We start from the raw sequence: 15,640 nt of genomic DNA, 5'->3' as shown, positions 1-15,640 counted from the left end.
AGAAGGATTTGTTTATAAAGGCCTGCAAAAAATTTAAGTACTCTATGAAGAGGGTTCTTTAGGTGTAGCAATGAACCTTTTTAGATATTAATTATTTTGCTTATAGATTGTTATGTTTTGTATAGGTGTGATAAAATTTTGAAGATGTAAAGGAGCGCAATGGACTGAATTTGTTCTATGGTTGTAATCAAAGCTATATCAACTAATCTCTCCACTTTTCTAAATAAAGAGTCAATAATAATTAATTAAAGGTTTTTATATGCCTATTTCATCCATAAACCATTTAAACCGAGGGGAGCATCGAAAAGCTTGGGATCCTAAACCTTCTCACGAACGACCTGGAAGGCAAGAAGCTCATCATTGCATCTCCATAAGAGATAGAATACGCTCGATCATCCTAGAAATGCGTGGTAAAACTTGGGGAACGAGAGAATTTCTTCCTGTTTCTAATGAGTTATTTACGCTTCTTACAAATCCTCTTTTGTTAGCGGGTTTATATGAGGAAGATATCCAACATCATGTAGAGGCTCGGGTAGCTGCAATATGGGGGCAATTCAACGTCGCTTATGATGAGGGTGGGGAATTTGCTGTTAATGAGAAAATAAGACAATTTTTTGTTTCTCCATCTTTGAAAATTGTTTCAGAAGATGGAGACGCTGCTGAAGTGAAATATCAAGCAGCCCATTCAAGTACATTGCCTGTTTTAAAAGTTCGTAGAAGAGAAGATGGAGCCCCGTACTTCGAAGTTTTAAAAGGTTCTCACTTGGATAACCTCAACAACTCAACTATGGGATTGCCTGATTTTGTCAATCAGGTTGATACATTGATAGATGGTACAAATACAAAGGGTTTGCGAAGTGATGCTATTGCTTTAGTTAATGCCGTTGCTCAAAGGATCATAAGTCCTGTTGAGGCAATGCAAAATTACCTTGATTGCTTTGCTGGACAATTAGTGAGTCGACCAAAAGTCAGCCGCAGCATGACTCCGGAGAAAGCAAAGGTCGTTAGGATTTATCAAGAGAAAGTCCAACAGATGAGGGCTCTTGCAAATGTTCCTTTTGACATACAAGCTAAGCATCCTTTTTTTGATGATCTTTTAAGCGTCAATCTTCAGAAAGATCATCCACAAGATATTCCTTTTATAAGAAGTATTTTGTTTGAGCTAAAGCCTGAAATTATTCATGAAGCATGGATTGTTGAAAGCAACATTCAAGAAAAGATTGAGGAAATTTCTCATGGACATGAGGATGCAAACTTTGTTCGGCACTGCCTTATCTATCTCGCCAATGAAAAAGATGAGTTTTTAAAAAGAAGTTTAGAGAAACTATTTTGCGTGAGTTTATCTGCTATGGCAGACAGCGAAGCATGGATAAACGCAATAGAAAACGAACTTGAGGCAAACGAGGAATTGTACGAAAATATTTTAGGAAAAATCCAAAAAGAGATTGAGTATTTTAAATTAGAAGAAGAGCAATACCGACTTAGATTGATAGACAGGCTTCGTGGAGAACTATGCAGGATGTCTTTAGATCAGTTGATGGATGAAGTTGGTTTGGCAATTGAACGAAGAATCGAACAAGAAAAAAGTTGTTGGCAGCCAAATGATGAAGTGATTCGATCCCTTGAGAGATTATTTGTGTATTTTTCTATGAAAGATCCTTTAGCTCTTGAGGTTATTGCTGATGCTTTAGAGGTTAGTTCGGATCATTTTAAAAATTCTTTTTTTGCTTCAGATGAATAGCGTTGAAAGGCGACTTTGTCGCCTTAAGTTTGCATAGATAAGTTAAGTAACTCTTGACTTAAAGCATGATGTAGCATTCCATTAGTGGCTAAGATTTTCCCCGATTGGAGATCAAAGGGGGTTTCATTGTAGGCCGATATTTTTCCACCTGCTTCTTGAACGAGTAAGGCACCAGCCGCCATGTCCCAGGGCTTAAGCCCACGTTCCCAGTATCCATCAAAACGACCAGCAGCGACAAAGGCTAGGTCCAATGAAGCGGCCCCAAAACGACGCACGCCATGTGTTAAATTGGTTAAATGGCAAAATTCTGGATAATTGGTATCAGTGGTTGTGCGCCGATCATAGGCAAAACCTGTGGCTAAAAGGCTTTTGTCAAGAGCTCTGGTTTGAGAAACGGTGATTTTTTCTCCGTTTAATGTGGCTCCCATCCCTTTAATAGCTTGGAATAATTCTTGATAAAAAGGATTAAAAACCACACCTACAACGACCTTATTTTGATAAAGTAGGGCGATAGAGATAGCCACCATGGGATTTTGGTGGGCATAATTGACTGTGCCATCCAATGGATCAATGACCCACAGAAAATCAGAAGAGGAAGAAAGGTGTTTTTCAGAGGATTCTTCAGCAAGAATGGCGTGATCGGGATAAGCTTCGGTGATCATTTGTAAAATGATTTTTTCTGATTCCTTGTCCGCCTCTGTAACTAAATCACCTGCTGTACTTTTATCTTCGATCTGTTTGACATTTTTCCAGTACTTTTTTAAGATTTTACCCCCGCTAGTAGCAGCCAATGTCGCTGTTTTTAGGTAGGCCTGTAATAGAGATAAGTTAGGGAGTTTCATCTTTGACACCGAAGTTAAATTATGCGATAATTATCTGTTTCTAAAACAGTTATTGGTTTATACTAACCAGCTTAATTAATTTCACTTAGTTATAAGTTTGAGCGGGAATTTGTTATTTTCATAAGTTTACCTTTGGATCTTAATCGTTTGCAAAAGTCGTCAATCTGGAATGAGCAAAAAGCTTGACGATTTAAGGTCCCAATGGTTATGAATGAGCCTGATTTTGCATGACTTCGGCAGGCAAAAAGAACAATGTCATTCATATAGTGATTATTTTAAAGTAATCATCTTTGCCGGCCAAGAGAAGCGGAATCGAAACAGAAAAGCAGGATCATGATTTCTTGCGCATGGATCGGTTCTCTTTTCTTTTTAAGAAGCGATATTAACGTTGCTAGCTCTTAAAATAGGGCGTCTTAGTCTTATAAGAGAAAATTCTTTTTTTGCAACGGAAAATATTTGAATTGCAACAAGATTAAATAGTTTGATTGATCATGGGAGTGAGTAATGTCTGATACATCACCGGGGACTTTATGCCCCTCTGAATTTGCAAGCGAGTCCAAGAACTTGTGGGTAGTTAAACGCAATGGTTCTTCCGTGTCGTTTGATGGAGAAAGAATTCGTTTGGCGATTACAAAGGCATTTCGTGCTGAGCTGCTTTTGGGAGCTGACCAAGCTTTACCTGAGGAAATCCAAAAGGTGACGAATGGAATCACGTCCGCTGTCATTTCATCTATCCTTTCTTTAACAAGAGACGAACCCGTCCCTATCGAAAAGATCCAAGATCTTGTCGAAAAAGAATTAATGCAAGAAGGATATCATCAGGTTGCACGTGGGTATATTTTATACAGAGAAGAAAGAAAAAGAGCGCGAGCATTTAAAGAAACGGCGATACCCGCTAACGAACAGGTAAAATCTACTTTGTACGTGACGTATCCTGATGGAACAAAATCCCCATTAAACACACAAAAAATGCAATCCAAAATGGAGCATGCTTGCGCCGACTTTAAAGAGTTGTGCAATCCGCAAGAATTGATTGAAGAAATGCTTAAGCATCTTTATGATGGTGTGCTTTTTAAAGAATTGAATGAATCCGCAATCTTTTCTGCACGTTCAAAAATTGAAAAAGAACCCGCATACAACTATGTAGCTGCACGTTTACTTCTTCAAGATATTTACAATGAAGTTTTTGAACAAGAATGCCACCCTTCAGAAGTTGCTAACTTGCACGTATCCCATTTTGAGCAATATATCAGAAAAGGGGTAATGGCTAAGCGTTTAACACCTGAATTATTTGGATATGACTTAGAGAAGTTGGCCCAAAACTTAGATTCTTCGCGCGATAAGCTATTTACTTACATTGGTGTTCAAACACTCTATGACCGTTATCTGATCCATGTTAAAAATGATCGCATCGAAACACCGCAATACTTTTGGATGCGTGTTGCGATGGGTCTCGCTTTAAATGAAAAGGAAAACCGAGAAGAGCGAGCCATTGAGTTTTATAACGTCTTATCTCAGTTCCATTTTATTTCTTCTACACCGACCCTGTTCAATTCTGGATCTTTGCATCCTCAATTGAGCTCTTGCTACCTTTCTACAGTGCAAGATGATTTGGTTAACATCTTTAAAGTGATTGCTGACAATGCGAGTTTATCCAAGTGGTCAGGAGGAATTGGTAACGATTGGACAAATATCCGTGCAACAGGTGCTACAATTCATGGAACGAATGGATTAACACAGGGTGTTGTGCCCTTCTTGAAAGTTGCTAATGATACAGCTGTAGCGGTAAACCAGGGTGGAAAGCGAAAGGGAGCTGTTTGTGCTTATCTAGAAACTTGGCACTTGGACATCGAAGACTTTGTGGAATTGCGTAAAAATACAGGAGACGAACGTCGCCGTACGCATGACATGAACACCGCGAACTGGATTCCAGATCTTTTCATGAAAAGAGTTAGAGAGCAAAGCGTCTGGACTCTGTTCAATCCATCAGATACACCAGATTTACATGATTTGTATGGCATCGAATTTGAAAAGAGATATTGTGAATACGAAAGACTTGCGCAAGAAGGCAAAATCAAGTTATTTAAAGTAATTCCAGCCATGGATCTTTGGAGAAAAATGATCACCATGCTCTTTGAAACAGGGCACCCATGGATGACATTTAAAGATCCTTCCAATATTCGATCACCACAATCCCACGCTGGTGTTGTGCATAGTTCGAACTTGTGCACGGAAATTTTGCTTAATACATCTGAAAATGAAACCGCTGTTTGCAACCTAGGTTCGATTAACCTTGCTGCACATATTAAAGGTGACTTCTTAGATGAGCAGTTTTTAGCAAAAACAATCCGAACAGCTATGCGTATGCTAGATAATGTGATTGACATTAACTACTATCCAACAAAAGAAGCGCGTGAGTCTAACTTGCGACACCGTCCAGTTGGACTTGGTTTAATGGGTTTCCAAGATGCCTTGTATCATTTCAGAATTGCTTATGACAGCCAAGAAGCTGTAGAATTTGCAGATGCAAGCATGGAAATGATTTCCTATCATGCTATTCTAGCTTCTACAGAGTTGGCTAAGGAAAGAGGCGTTTACTCTTCTTATAGAGGATCCAAGTGGAGCCAGGGCATTCTTCCAATCGACAGCATTGCGCTTTTAGATAATGAAAGAAAGGGTTATCTTCATATGGATAGAACCTCGAAAAAAGATTGGAGCGTGGTTAGAAAAGAGATTCAGAAACATGGGATGCGTAATTGCAATACTATGGCGATTGCTCCAACAGCGACGATTGCACATATTTCAGGGCTTAGTCAATCAATTGAACCGACATTCTCTCTACTGTATGTCAAATCTAACCTTTCAGGTGAATTTGCGGTGTTAAATGAATGGTTAGTCAAAGACCTAAAAGAAAGAGATCTTTGGAACCAGGATATGTTAGATGAGCTCAAATATTATGATGGATCTGTTCAAGAAATTGAACAATTCCCTGAAGATTTGAAGGGCTTGTACAAAACAGCTTTCGAAATTGAACCCAAGTGGTTAATTGAATGTGCTAGCCGCAGACAAAAATGGATCGATATGGGACAATCTTTAAACCTATATGTAAACGCACCTGATGGTAGAAAGCTGAGTGACATGTATTTATTAGCATGGGAAAAAGGATTAAAAACGACCTATTACCTACGATCAAAAGCTGCAACCCAAGTTGAAAAATCGACTTTAGATATCAACAAAAAAGGGATTCAGCCACGCTGGATGAAAAGTCGTTCCGCATCGGGATCAATCCGTGTTGAACGTGATAGCTCTATTCCAAAAAGTTGCAGTTTATCTGGCGATGAATGTGAAAGCTGTCAGTAAGGAAAAGATGAAAATATTTAAATTAGTAATTGGAGGAAGGAATCATGTCGAGTTGTCTTATTCCTGAGGAAGCGGAAGCAGCCGCACAACAAAAGCGCATTTTAAATTGCAAGCAAGTTGATGTGAATCAACTGATGCCTTTAAAATATCATTGGGCTTGGGAACATTATTTGAATGGGTGTCATAACAACTGGATGCCTTCAGAAGTTCCGATGCAGAAAGATATCGAATTATGGAAATCAAATCGTTTAAGCAACGACGAAAGACTTGTGATTATGCGCAACCTTGGCTTTTTCAGCACAGCTGAAAGCTTGGTGGGAAACAACATTGTTTTGGCTATTTTTAAGCACTTAACAAATGCTGAAGCGCGTCAGTATTTGCTAAGACAAGCTTTTGAAGAAGCTGTACATACGCATACTTTTCATTACATCGTGGAATCTCTTTCTCTTGATCAAAGAGAAGTTTTTGACATGTATAATGCTGTAAACTCCATTCATGCAAAAGATGCGTTTGAGATGAAGCTTACAGAAGAAGTTATGCAGGAAGGGTTCACGACAGATACTCCAGAAGGGGTTCAAACGTTTTTGAAGAACTTGATTGGATTTTACATCATTATGGAAGGAATCTTCTTCTATAGTGGATTTGTGATGATCCTCTCTTTCCATCGTAAAAATATTATGACGGGAATTGGCGAACAATTTCAGTACATTTTAAGGGACGAAAGTATCCACCTCAACTTCGGAATCGATTTGATTAATACAATCAAAGAAGAAAATCCAGAAGTGTGGACACCTGAGTTTAAAGATCAAATCATAGACATGGTAAAAGAAGCTGTTGAGCTTGAAATTCAGTATGCGGCTGATTGCTTGCCAAATGGAATTTTGGGTTTAAATGCGGCTCTTTTCCGCGACTATGTCGGTTATATTGCGGACCGACGATTAGAAAGAATTGGTTTAAAGCCTCAATATAATACAGCGAATCCATTCCCTTGGATGAGTGAAGTCATGGACTTAGACAAAGAGAAAAACTTCTTTGAAACACGTGTGACTCAATACCAAAGCGGCGCAGCCCTCGTTTGGTAATCTTCCAATAAAAGCCTAGAAGAACTTCCTCTCTTCTAGGCTTTTTATTTCTTAATCAAATTTATGAAATCCTTCCCATCTAAAAATAGTCCTCCTTGGCTGGGAGCAGAAAAATCTCTCGAGTGAACCACGAATTTGGCTTTTTCCCATCAGATTTGATGAGTGTCTTATTTTTTGAAATTTTTATTTCAAAATCTTTTGAGCATGGAGTCGAGATAATTTATTCAATCTGCATGTGGAGTTCGATTTTTCAGATAAACGAATGGTCGGTTCAAGGCCATTAACTCCACTAATTTAACGTGGTTGGTTGATCTTGGTATGGACGCCAGACTAATCCAAGTGGCGGTTCGATATATGAACGTTTGGTCTATCCCTTGGTGAGTTGCTATATGCATTAACCCCGCTTTTCTCCAAAAGATTTGAGTCGTGCGTGACCCTCTTGACTCCTAAGATGGATTGTTCCTTTATAGAGAGTTTCCCCGTTGACGAACTTCCAAAAAACAGATTCATCGGAAAATGTCAGCGATTGATTTTCATCAAGAGATTGCAAGCGGGAAGCCTATACGTGGCAGGACTGCGCGCATTAAAACATTTATTGCTATTCAAAAAAAGTAAACTTGTGCTCTCAACCGCTAGCGCTATGAGAGAAAAGAAGAGAAATTTTAATCTATGAACAATTGATTTGTTGAGTTAAGTTATTTTTAATTTCGATTAATTTTATTCAATCAATATAAAATGTGCGTTTTATTTAAAAAATATTTAATTAGCAAATGAAAAGTAGATACAATTCAATCTACTTTTGCGATCTTCCGTCAATTTTTCCAAATGTTGCCTTGGAGACTTAACATAATAAATCAGCCCAACTTGATGGATATAAATCGCTAAAGTTTTCCTTGAACAAGGAAAGAAAAACATTATTTGACAAAATAAAAAAAACATTTTAGCTTCCGATCAAACCTACAAGGAGGATTTTATGGATATCGTGAGTCTCATTATAAGTTTATTGAGCGGTGTTGCTGGAGGAAATCTTGCTGGTGCTGCAATGAAAGAAAAAGATCTAGGTGGATTAGGCAACACAATTGTTGGCTTAATCGGAGGTGGTGCAGGTGGGTCTCTTCTCCAAATGTTAGAGACATTGCATAAAAGTGGTGTAACGGATGCAATTGGACATGCTGCAGGCTCTGGCTTAGATATCGGTTCTATCCTTGCCAATATCGGAAGTAGCGGTATCGGCGGAGCTGTTTTAACAGCTGTTGTTGCTTTAATTAAAAGTGCGCTGAGCAAATCATAAGCGACCGAAAGAGTTTCTCTTTCCTTGGAACCCATGCAAGTGTTTGGATGGGTTTTTTTATTTTAGAAAGCTGACAATTGCTTTCGCAGCTTCTCCGTTCCCGTATAATGAAACATTCCAATCAGGATTCATGGAGCTGTGAGCATCATATTGCTCTTCAATAGCGCGGGCTTGAATCGGAACTAAGCGATTAAAACCGTAATCAACAAGCTCAACCCACTCCGTTTCTTCTCTTAAGGTTAAGCAGGGGACCTTAAAGAAATAGGCTTCTTTTTGTACGCCACCCGAATCTGTCAAAATCAACCTAGCGTGATTTTCAAGTTGCGTCATATCGAGATAGCCCACTGGATCAACTAACGTCACATGCTGTTTAATGGAGTCCAATAAAGCGAGTTTTTGAAGTGCTTGTTGTGTCCGAGGATGGAGGGGAACCACGACAGACGTACGACGCCCTATGGCAGATAACCCCAAAAATATCTCTCTCAGACGATCTGGGTCATCTGTATTTTCGGCACGGTGAATTGTGGCTAATACGAACTGCTTAGACTGGAGGTTGAGGCGATTAAGAATGGTGCTTGTTTGATGGGACTTTTCTAAATAGAAAAGGGCAGTATCATACATCACATCGCCTGCTTGAATAATTTTTTCTTCCGAAACACCTTCACGTTTAAGTTGTTGCGTTGCATAGGTTGTCGGAGTGAAAAGCAAATTCGAACAATGATCTGTCAAAATGCGATTAATTTCTTCTGGCATTTTGCGATTGAAAGAGCGGAGCCCTGCTTCAACATGTGCAACAGGAATGTGTAGCTTAACTGCTGCTAAGGCTCCCGCTAGGGTTGAATTTGTGTCGCCAAAGACGAGTACCCAATCCGGTTTTTCTTGCAGTAAAATTTCTTCAATTTTTTCAAGCATACGACCCGTCATAGCTCCTTGAGAACACCCTCCTACCCCAAGTTGGTAAGTGGGGGTAGGAATGCCCATTTCGGAAAAGAAAACATCCGACATATTGCGGTCATAATGTTGTCCCGTATGAATAAGAATTTCCTGAATATGATCGTGTTCCGAAATGGCACGACTTAAAGCTGCAGCTTTGATGAATTGAGGGCGCGCCCCGATAATTGTGGCAATTTTCATGAAAAAATTCCTTAGAATGCTTCTTGAAGAAGGTTTTCGGATGCTACTTGGGAAATATCTACTGGTACAATTCGATTCCCTTTTAATTGATAACGTTCTCCTGTGACAGGGCAGGATGCTTCAAGTATTTCATCTTCAGGAATAGAAACTGGCAAATCGAGTTTTTCTCCATGGCGGCTCATCCAACCAATCTGACGGCCAGGATTTCCTACGATAAGAGCATATGGAGGAATATCTTTTGTAATCACAGCGCCGGATCCAATAAAACAATATTCGCCAAGCTCAACACCACAAACAATGGTTGCATTGGCACCGATTGTAGCTCCCTTACGAACGAACGTTTTTTGATATTCGCCGCGTCTATTGACTGCACTGCGGGGATTAATCACGTTTGTGAAAACCATGCTAGGACCTAGAAAAACGTGGTCCTCGCAAATGACGCCCGTATAAACACTGACGTTGTTTTGAACTTTGACATTTTTCCCTAGCACAACAGAGGGGCTAATCACCACATTTTGACCGATATTGCATGCTTGGCCGACTTTTGCTCCATCCATGATGTGGCTGAAATGCCAAATTTTAGTGCCCACTTCAATTTCTGCTTGAGGACCAATTATAGCCGTGGGGTGGGCATAATATTGAGGAGAGGTTTGCTCTAAAGAAGATTTAATGGATGGATTTTTTTCCGCTCCGTCCTCATTTAAGCTAGCTTGAGCAGCTTGTAAAACCTTCAGCACTTGTAACCCTTCTTTACCATCAGTTCGGGGGGCAATCCGCTCTTGGCAGCATTTAATGAAGTGAAGGCATTCCTCTCTGAGAGGCTCAGCTTGAGGAACAACGACTTTTTCGGCTTCATTTTTGTTTGCCAAGGGAATATTTCCATCTGTCCAAGTTACGTGATTTCGATAAAGCACAAGCTTTTCATCCCACGGTTTTGTGTCGTCGAAAACCGCCATTCCAGTCGATCCAATCACCACAAGTTTTTGCTCTTTAAAAGGGTGCAACCAGCTGACATAAATATGAGCGCGCACATCATTGGCAAAGCGAAGAGTTGTCATGGTCGTATCGGCAACACCTTTAGAAAGGTAGTCAGCACCAGTACAACGCACTTGATGAGGAAGGTTGTGTCCTACTAAAGACAGAATGACGGAAATGTCATGTGGAGCAAAGCTCCACAGCGCATTTTCTTCTGTGCGAATGCTGCCGAGATTTAAACGGTTTGAAACGATATAGTGTAATTTTCCTAGCTCTCCTCGTCCCAAAAGCTCTTGCAAAGCTTTGATGCAAGGATGGTATTGCAAAAGGTGTCCTACCATGAGGATACAGCCTTTTTCTTCAGCTAAATGGATGAGCTCTTCCCCTTCTCGGCTATCTAAACACAAAGGTTTTTCGACATAAACATCTTTTCCAGCAAGAAGAGCCTTTTTTGCAAGAGCATAATGAGCAATAGCTGGTGCAGCAATGACCACAGATTGAATGTGTGAATTGTTCAGAACTTCATCATAAGAAGACGTCAGATGGAGTTCCGGGTAATTTTGCCGAAAGGTTTCTAAAGTGGTTGGATGAGAGTCGCATAATGTATGCAATACACCCAACTGATAGAAATTTCTGGCCAAGTTTTTTCCCCAGCGCCCACCGCCTATCAAAGCAAGGTTTTTATTATACGATAAAGTTGTCATTACAAAAAGCTCCTTTTAGCATGCAGCTGGGGCACAGCAAAATTCTTTAATCATGTTTATGATATGATGTTGATCTTCTTCTGTTAACCAAGGGTGCATTGGAAGGCTAATCACTTCATCTGCCATTTTTTCTGCAACAGGCATCGATCCCCTTGCATAGCCCAAAGGTTTGAAGACGGGTTGTTCATGCACACATTTTGGATAATAAATGCCTGTTGGCACACCTTTAGCTTGTAAATACTTGGCTAGTTCATCTCTTTCGGGTGTTCGAATGGTATACTGTGCATATACATGCGTATTGCCAGCTTGAATTTCGGGGATAACACAATAACCAGCTAGTTCTTGGGAATAAAAATGGCCAATGCTTGCGCGTGCTTGCGCTTCCTGATCAAAATGTGGAAACTTTGCTAATAAAATGGCTGCTTGCATGGTGTCTAAACGACCGTTCATCCCGAGGCACGTGTGATGGTGGCGTCTTTCACCGCCATGCGTGCGAATTGCGCGCATTTTTGCCGCTAAAGTGTCATCATTTGTAAAGAGGGCTCCGCCGTCACCATAGCAACCGAGAGGTTTAGCTGGGAAAAAACTCGTTGAACCAATGGTTGTAGCAGAACAGCTTTTTCGGCCGTGTTGAGTCGCTCCAAAACTTTGAGCACCGTCTTCAATGACGGGCAAGCCATATTTGTTGGCAATTTCATTAATGGCTGTGTAATCAGGCATTTGGCCAAATAGACTAACAGGAAGAATGGCTTTTGTTTTAGGTGTAATGGCTTTTTCAAGTTGTTCGACATCGATATTATAGGTGCGGTCTTCGATGTCGACAAAAACGGGTGTGGCTCCGACTAGACCAATGACTTCAGTCGAAGAAATCCAGGTGAAAGGCACGGTAATCACTTCATCACCAAAACCAACTCCAAGAGCCATAAGAGCAATTTGTAAACTGTCTGTCCCACTTGATACCGTAATGCAATGCTTGGTATTTGTATATTGAGCAAGAGTGCTTTCTAGAGTGCGTACTTGTTCGCCCATAATAAAATTTCCTTGGTCAAGAACTTCATGAATGGCCAAGTCGATCTCTTTTTTGTACAGTTGATACTGTTTTTTGATGTCAATGAACTCCATGATTCCTCCTTAAAAATTTCACTAGGCTTTAAAGACAAGTGAGTTTTCTGGTAAAAAATTTCTTGTGTCTACAGTGGGGACCCTAAATGATAAAATGTGATCTGCCGAAAAATAGCTGTGTTTAGTTGCCAAAACAAAGCAGTCATAATTTTCAGACAAGGAAACGCTTTTTTTGCCTTCTAAGAAGCTGTATTCTCTACTCATTCCAATTTCAGGAATGTGATTGTCGTGATAATCAACAACCGCTCCTTTTTCTTGCATCATTTTGATCAGCTCTAAGCTGGGACTTTCGCGCATATCGTCGATGTCAGATTTATAAGCGAGCCCTAAAATCAAAATTTTGGATCCTTTCATTGCTTTTTCAGATTGATTTAAGCAATCTTGAACTTTGCTTACCACATAGCGTGGCATGGATCGGTTGATTTCGCCGGCAAGTTCAATGAAGCGTGTTTGCACGCCAAATTCTTTGGCCTTCCATGTGAGGTAAAAAGGATCAATCGGAATACAGTGTCCGCCTAATCCTGGGCCTGGCCAAAAAGGCATGAAACCAAATGGCTTGGTGGCTGCTGCTCGAATGACTTCCCAAACGTCAATACCCATAGGGTCACAAATCAATTTTAATTCATTCACTAAGGCGATGTTAACACTGCGAAAGATATTTTCGAATAATTTAGCAGTCTCAGCTACGCGCATGCTGGAAAGGGGAACGATATTTTCGATTCCAAGTCGATATAATTCTACGGCAAGTTCTAAACTTTTTTCGTTTGCTCCACCCACAAGTTTCGGAATATTTTTTGTGCCAAAAGACTTGTTACCTGGGTCTTCCCTTTCAGGGCTAAAGCAAAGGTAAAGATTTTCATTAAGGCGCACTTTTCCGGATTTTTCTAAAATGGGAAGAACGACTTCATCAGTTGTGCCAGGCCATGTGGTGCTTTCTAAAGAAACTAAAGTGTAGGGTTGCAAATGAGGAGCAATCGATTCACATGTTTCTTCTACAAAGCGTAAATCAGGCTCCAAGTGATGATCAAGTGGCGTAGGGACGCAAATAATGACAGCATCGCAGTGGGAAATTTGTTCATAATTCGAAGTTGCAGTAAATTGATCGTTTTCTCGTACCTTTTGCAATCGACCATGATTAATATGATGAATGTAGCTTTTACCTTCTTGAATGGCAGAAATCTTGTTAACATCGATATCAAAACCAATAACACGAACATTTGCTTCAGCAAAAACTAGAGAAAGAGGAAAACCCACATAACCTAAACCCACAATGCCAATCGTAATTTGTTTGGATTTAATTCTTTCAATTGAAATGGGCATAATAAGTTCCTTAATTCGGGAGCATTTACAAATTAGATTTTACGGTTTCTTTCTTGATTTAGAAAAGGCCTCTAAGGCGCACGACTGTATCAAATTTTGAACCGGATTACAATAGATTTATGAATGAAAATTCAGCGAAAGAGAGATGATTTACAAGCGATGGGAATCATCTTTTCTTTTTTAATACAAACAAATAATAAGGAGTAACTATGAATCCAATATTAGAAAACTTATATAAATTAGATAGCAGTTTGGAAAAGCTAGGAATGACACCTCAATCTGCTAAAGAAGCACTAGAGTGGCATTATGCACCCGAAACCAAATTTCGGAAGCCAACTAAAGAATGGATCATCGAGAAAATGGATAATCTCTCAAGAGAAGACACGGATCGGATTATTGGGAATATTTTTAGAAAAAATGGATCGAAAGCAGAAGAAATCCCACTCTATCAAGGTTTTAAAAAAGGTATGGCTGAAGAAGCTGCTCATGTGTTTTCAGTAAGCTACATTAGTCAAAAACTTGCTCTTCCAGAGAATTGCCAACTTGTAAAACAAATTGCAGAAAAAGCCATGCCCATTATCCAAAAAGAAGTTGATGTTCAGATCGATATCCTCTATTCCCTTTTTGTGAAAGACAGAATTCATTACTTTCTAAGACCAGCTCCTAGCTTTTATCGTGAAGGCTAGGACCTTTGCTGACGTGAGTAATCATTTGCCCCTTTTCTCTGAAGTACTTTGCAGCCGCTTCGAGAAAATTGGGGCAACTCACTTCTAAAGGAACTGAAATGACGGTACGGCTGTCTGATGAGTCAAGGGGAGCATAATTGTAGAAGACCTTTGTTGTTGTTTCGGGAACAAAGATCACTTGGCATGTTTGAGGGACGTTAAGACTATCCCTCAGATGTTCAAATCTTTTGGGGAGCAAAACTACATCGAAGGATCTAGGATCAATATTGGCTAGAATTTTGATTTCACGACAGCCATCAAGTGCTTCAGTTTCTGTTTGCTCTTTAAAATCATGGATCACTGAGTTTTCAATCGAAAGAGATTCTCCACCGTTATCGACGAGTTGCATTTTTTGTGGTGTTGTTAAAATAAGTAAACTGCTATTTGCTCGATCAGATAAGATCGAGAGAGCTTCTTCAGTAAAAGTTGGCCCTTTATCCTTTAACTTCAATTTTGTGAATGTTTCTTTTAGGGTAGCTGGTAAACCTTCCAGGGATTTTTCTTCTTCAGGTGTGAGTTGAGCGGGAGGTAAGTCTTCAGTTAATGTATCATGTTTACGCTCGAGGGCAACGGATAAAGCTCCTTTTGCTTTGCTTGTCTCTGCTGAAGGTCCATTCACAGCAACTTGAATTCCTTTTAAATCCGAGATACAATTAACCTCAACTTCATTAGGAGGGCGTGGATTTTTGTCTAAGGAGCTAACTTGCTTAATTCCTAAAAGAATGGCTCGGTTAGAGCTGACGATGCCATGCTCAAATATCCCATTCAGGTAGTCAACAAATTTCTGTTCGTAATCTCTCACCTTTTCACTAACAACAGATTCGAGCATTTTTTCTCGAATATTTGTAGGTAAAATTTCTTCGTTAGAGGGAGGGAATTGATGATCAACGGGAATGGTTTCATTTTGATCCATTAGAGTCGCTTTAACCATTTCTAAGACGACTTGTTTCAGAGGCTTAAAAGATGTGGGGTGGGAAACCGCCCTTTCTTTTTCTTCTTCGAAGAACTGACCTTTTTGCATGGAGTCAACATAAGGAGAACCTTCATACTTATTCATTATATCACCATAGTTAAATAAATATTCAAGGCAGAAAGATTTGTTACTTTATTATAACAAAAAGATCTTTTTGTAATTAAATTATTTAAATACCTTCTTGGTGATGCAAATTATTTTTATCTGTATTATTCGTCCCATTTTCTTATGCTCCATATGAAGAGCGTTTATTGATAAATTTGTTATGAATGATTGTTAATGGCATTTATCATAAAATGCGAGCGATGCATTGCTCTGTTTATCTGAATGGGCAAGATTGATCTTTGCTAGCTTACGCAATGTAAAGCCGC

11 protein-coding genes are annotated in these 15,640 nt (G+C 39.7%); 5 read left to right on the top strand and 6 right to left on the bottom strand.

Annotated elements, in window-relative coordinates:
- Nucleotides 1-259 precede the first annotated feature (259 nt).
- Nucleotides 260-1,741 (top strand): hypothetical protein, encoded by a 1,482-nt coding sequence (locus tag AOM43_RS12385; protein ID WP_013924057.1) that lies wholly within the window; start codon nucleotides 260-262, stop codon nucleotides 1,739-1,741.
- A 23-nt stretch (nucleotides 1,742-1,764) separates the two neighbouring features.
- Here the strand turns inward: AOM43_RS12385 and AOM43_RS12380 are convergent, their stop codons facing one another.
- Nucleotides 1,765-2,583 (bottom strand): inositol monophosphatase family protein, encoded by an 819-nt coding sequence (locus tag AOM43_RS12380; protein WP_059360519.1) that lies wholly within the window; start codon nucleotides 2,581-2,583, stop codon nucleotides 1,765-1,767.
- A 504-nt stretch (nucleotides 2,584-3,087) separates the two neighbouring features.
- Here AOM43_RS12380 and AOM43_RS12375 point away from each other — a divergent pair.
- The 3 genes from AOM43_RS12375 (at nucleotide 3,088) to AOM43_RS12355 (ending at nucleotide 8,316) form a co-directional block, all read left to right on the top strand.
- Nucleotides 3,088-5,943: a ribonucleoside-diphosphate reductase subunit alpha gene (locus tag AOM43_RS12375; protein ID WP_013924059.1), complete on the top strand. Its 2,856-nt coding sequence runs from the start codon at nucleotides 3,088-3,090 to the stop codon at nucleotides 5,941-5,943.
- A gap of 44 nt (nucleotides 5,944-5,987) precedes the next feature.
- Nucleotides 5,988-7,025 carry a ribonucleotide-diphosphate reductase subunit beta gene (locus tag AOM43_RS12370; protein WP_013924060.1) on the top strand — a complete coding sequence of 346 codons (1,038 nt, stop codon included), beginning with the start codon at nucleotides 5,988-5,990 and terminating at the stop codon, nucleotides 7,023-7,025.
- Nucleotides 7,026-7,998: 973 nt separating this feature from the next.
- Entirely contained in the window at nucleotides 7,999-8,316 is a 318-nt protein-coding gene (locus AOM43_RS12355) for a hypothetical protein (RefSeq protein ID WP_006340706.1), read from the top strand.
- Between the two features lie 57 nt (nucleotides 8,317-8,373).
- On the opposite strand, the gene wecB is transcribed toward AOM43_RS12355, so the two are convergent.
- The 4 genes from wecB to AOM43_RS12335 are packed head-to-tail and all read right to left on the bottom strand — an operon-like array spanning nucleotide 8,374 to nucleotide 13,571.
- Entirely contained in the window at nucleotides 8,374-9,450 is a 1,077-nt protein-coding gene (gene wecB / locus AOM43_RS12350) for a non-hydrolyzing UDP-N-acetylglucosamine 2-epimerase (protein WP_059360512.1), read from the bottom strand.
- Between the two features lie 11 nt (nucleotides 9,451-9,461).
- Entirely contained in the window at nucleotides 9,462-11,129 is a 1,668-nt protein-coding gene (locus AOM43_RS14040; RefSeq protein ID WP_013924062.1) for a Gfo/Idh/MocA family oxidoreductase, read from the bottom strand.
- Nucleotides 11,130-11,144: 15 nt separating this feature from the next.
- The gene (locus AOM43_RS12340; RefSeq protein ID WP_059360510.1) at nucleotides 11,145-12,251 is read right to left on the bottom strand and encodes a DegT/DnrJ/EryC1/StrS family aminotransferase; all 1,107 of its coding nucleotides are present in this window, start codon (nucleotides 12,249-12,251) and stop codon (nucleotides 11,145-11,147) included.
- A 21-nt stretch (nucleotides 12,252-12,272) separates the two neighbouring features.
- Nucleotides 12,273-13,571 carry a nucleotide sugar dehydrogenase gene (locus tag AOM43_RS12335; RefSeq protein WP_059360507.1) on the bottom strand — a complete coding sequence of 433 codons (1,299 nt, stop codon included), beginning with the start codon at nucleotides 13,569-13,571 and terminating at the stop codon, nucleotides 12,273-12,275.
- 209 nt (nucleotides 13,572-13,780) lie between these two features.
- Between AOM43_RS12335 and AOM43_RS12330 the strand changes: the two genes are divergently transcribed.
- Nucleotides 13,781-14,257 (top strand): hypothetical protein, encoded by a 477-nt coding sequence (locus AOM43_RS12330; RefSeq protein ID WP_013924065.1) that lies wholly within the window; start codon nucleotides 13,781-13,783, stop codon nucleotides 14,255-14,257.
- On the opposite strand, the gene AOM43_RS12325 is transcribed toward AOM43_RS12330, so the two are convergent.
- Nucleotides 14,235-15,353: a hypothetical protein gene (locus tag AOM43_RS12325; RefSeq protein WP_013924066.1), complete on the bottom strand. Its 1,119-nt coding sequence runs from the start codon at nucleotides 15,351-15,353 to the stop codon at nucleotides 14,235-14,237. The genes AOM43_RS12330 and AOM43_RS12325 overlap by 23 nt on opposite strands.
- Between the last annotated feature and the right edge of the window lie 287 nt (nucleotides 15,354-15,640).

The organism is Parachlamydia acanthamoebae (assembly GCF_000875975.1).
Classification (GTDB): domain Bacteria; phylum Chlamydiota; class Chlamydiia; order Chlamydiales; family Parachlamydiaceae; genus Parachlamydia; species Parachlamydia acanthamoebae.
The sequence above is the reverse complement of the archived record's forward strand: the minus strand, read 5'-3'. Positions and strand labels throughout refer to the sequence as shown.

Excerpts from the sequence above, each read along its gene's own strand:
- AOM43_RS12385 (WP_013924057.1), top strand. The coding sequence starts at position 260 with ATGCCTATTTCATCCATAAACCATTTAAACCGAGGGGAGCATCGAAAA.
- AOM43_RS12380 (WP_059360519.1), bottom strand. The coding sequence starts at position 2,583 with ATGAAACTCCCTAACTTATCTCTATTACAGGCCTACCTAAAAACAGCG.
- AOM43_RS12375 (WP_013924059.1), top strand. The coding sequence starts at position 3,088 with ATGTCTGATACATCACCGGGGACTTTATGCCCCTCTGAATTTGCAAGC.
- AOM43_RS12370 (WP_013924060.1), top strand. The coding sequence starts at position 5,988 with ATGTCGAGTTGTCTTATTCCTGAGGAAGCGGAAGCAGCCGCACAACAA.
- AOM43_RS12355 (WP_006340706.1), top strand. The coding sequence starts at position 7,999 with ATGGATATCGTGAGTCTCATTATAAGTTTATTGAGCGGTGTTGCTGGA.
- wecB (WP_059360512.1), bottom strand. The coding sequence starts at position 9,450 with ATGAAAATTGCCACAATTATCGGGGCGCGCCCTCAATTCATCAAAGCT.
- AOM43_RS14040 (WP_013924062.1), bottom strand. The coding sequence starts at position 11,129 with ATGACAACTTTATCGTATAATAAAAACCTTGCTTTGATAGGCGGTGGG.
- AOM43_RS12340 (WP_059360510.1), bottom strand. The coding sequence starts at position 12,251 with ATGGAGTTCATTGACATCAAAAAACAGTATCAACTGTACAAAAAAGAG.
- AOM43_RS12335 (WP_059360507.1), bottom strand. The coding sequence starts at position 13,571 with ATGCCCATTTCAATTGAAAGAATTAAATCCAAACAAATTACGATTGGC.
- AOM43_RS12330 (WP_013924065.1), top strand. The coding sequence starts at position 13,781 with ATGAATCCAATATTAGAAAACTTATATAAATTAGATAGCAGTTTGGAA.
- AOM43_RS12325 (WP_013924066.1), bottom strand. The coding sequence starts at position 15,353 with ATGAATAAGTATGAAGGTTCTCCTTATGTTGACTCCATGCAAAAAGGT.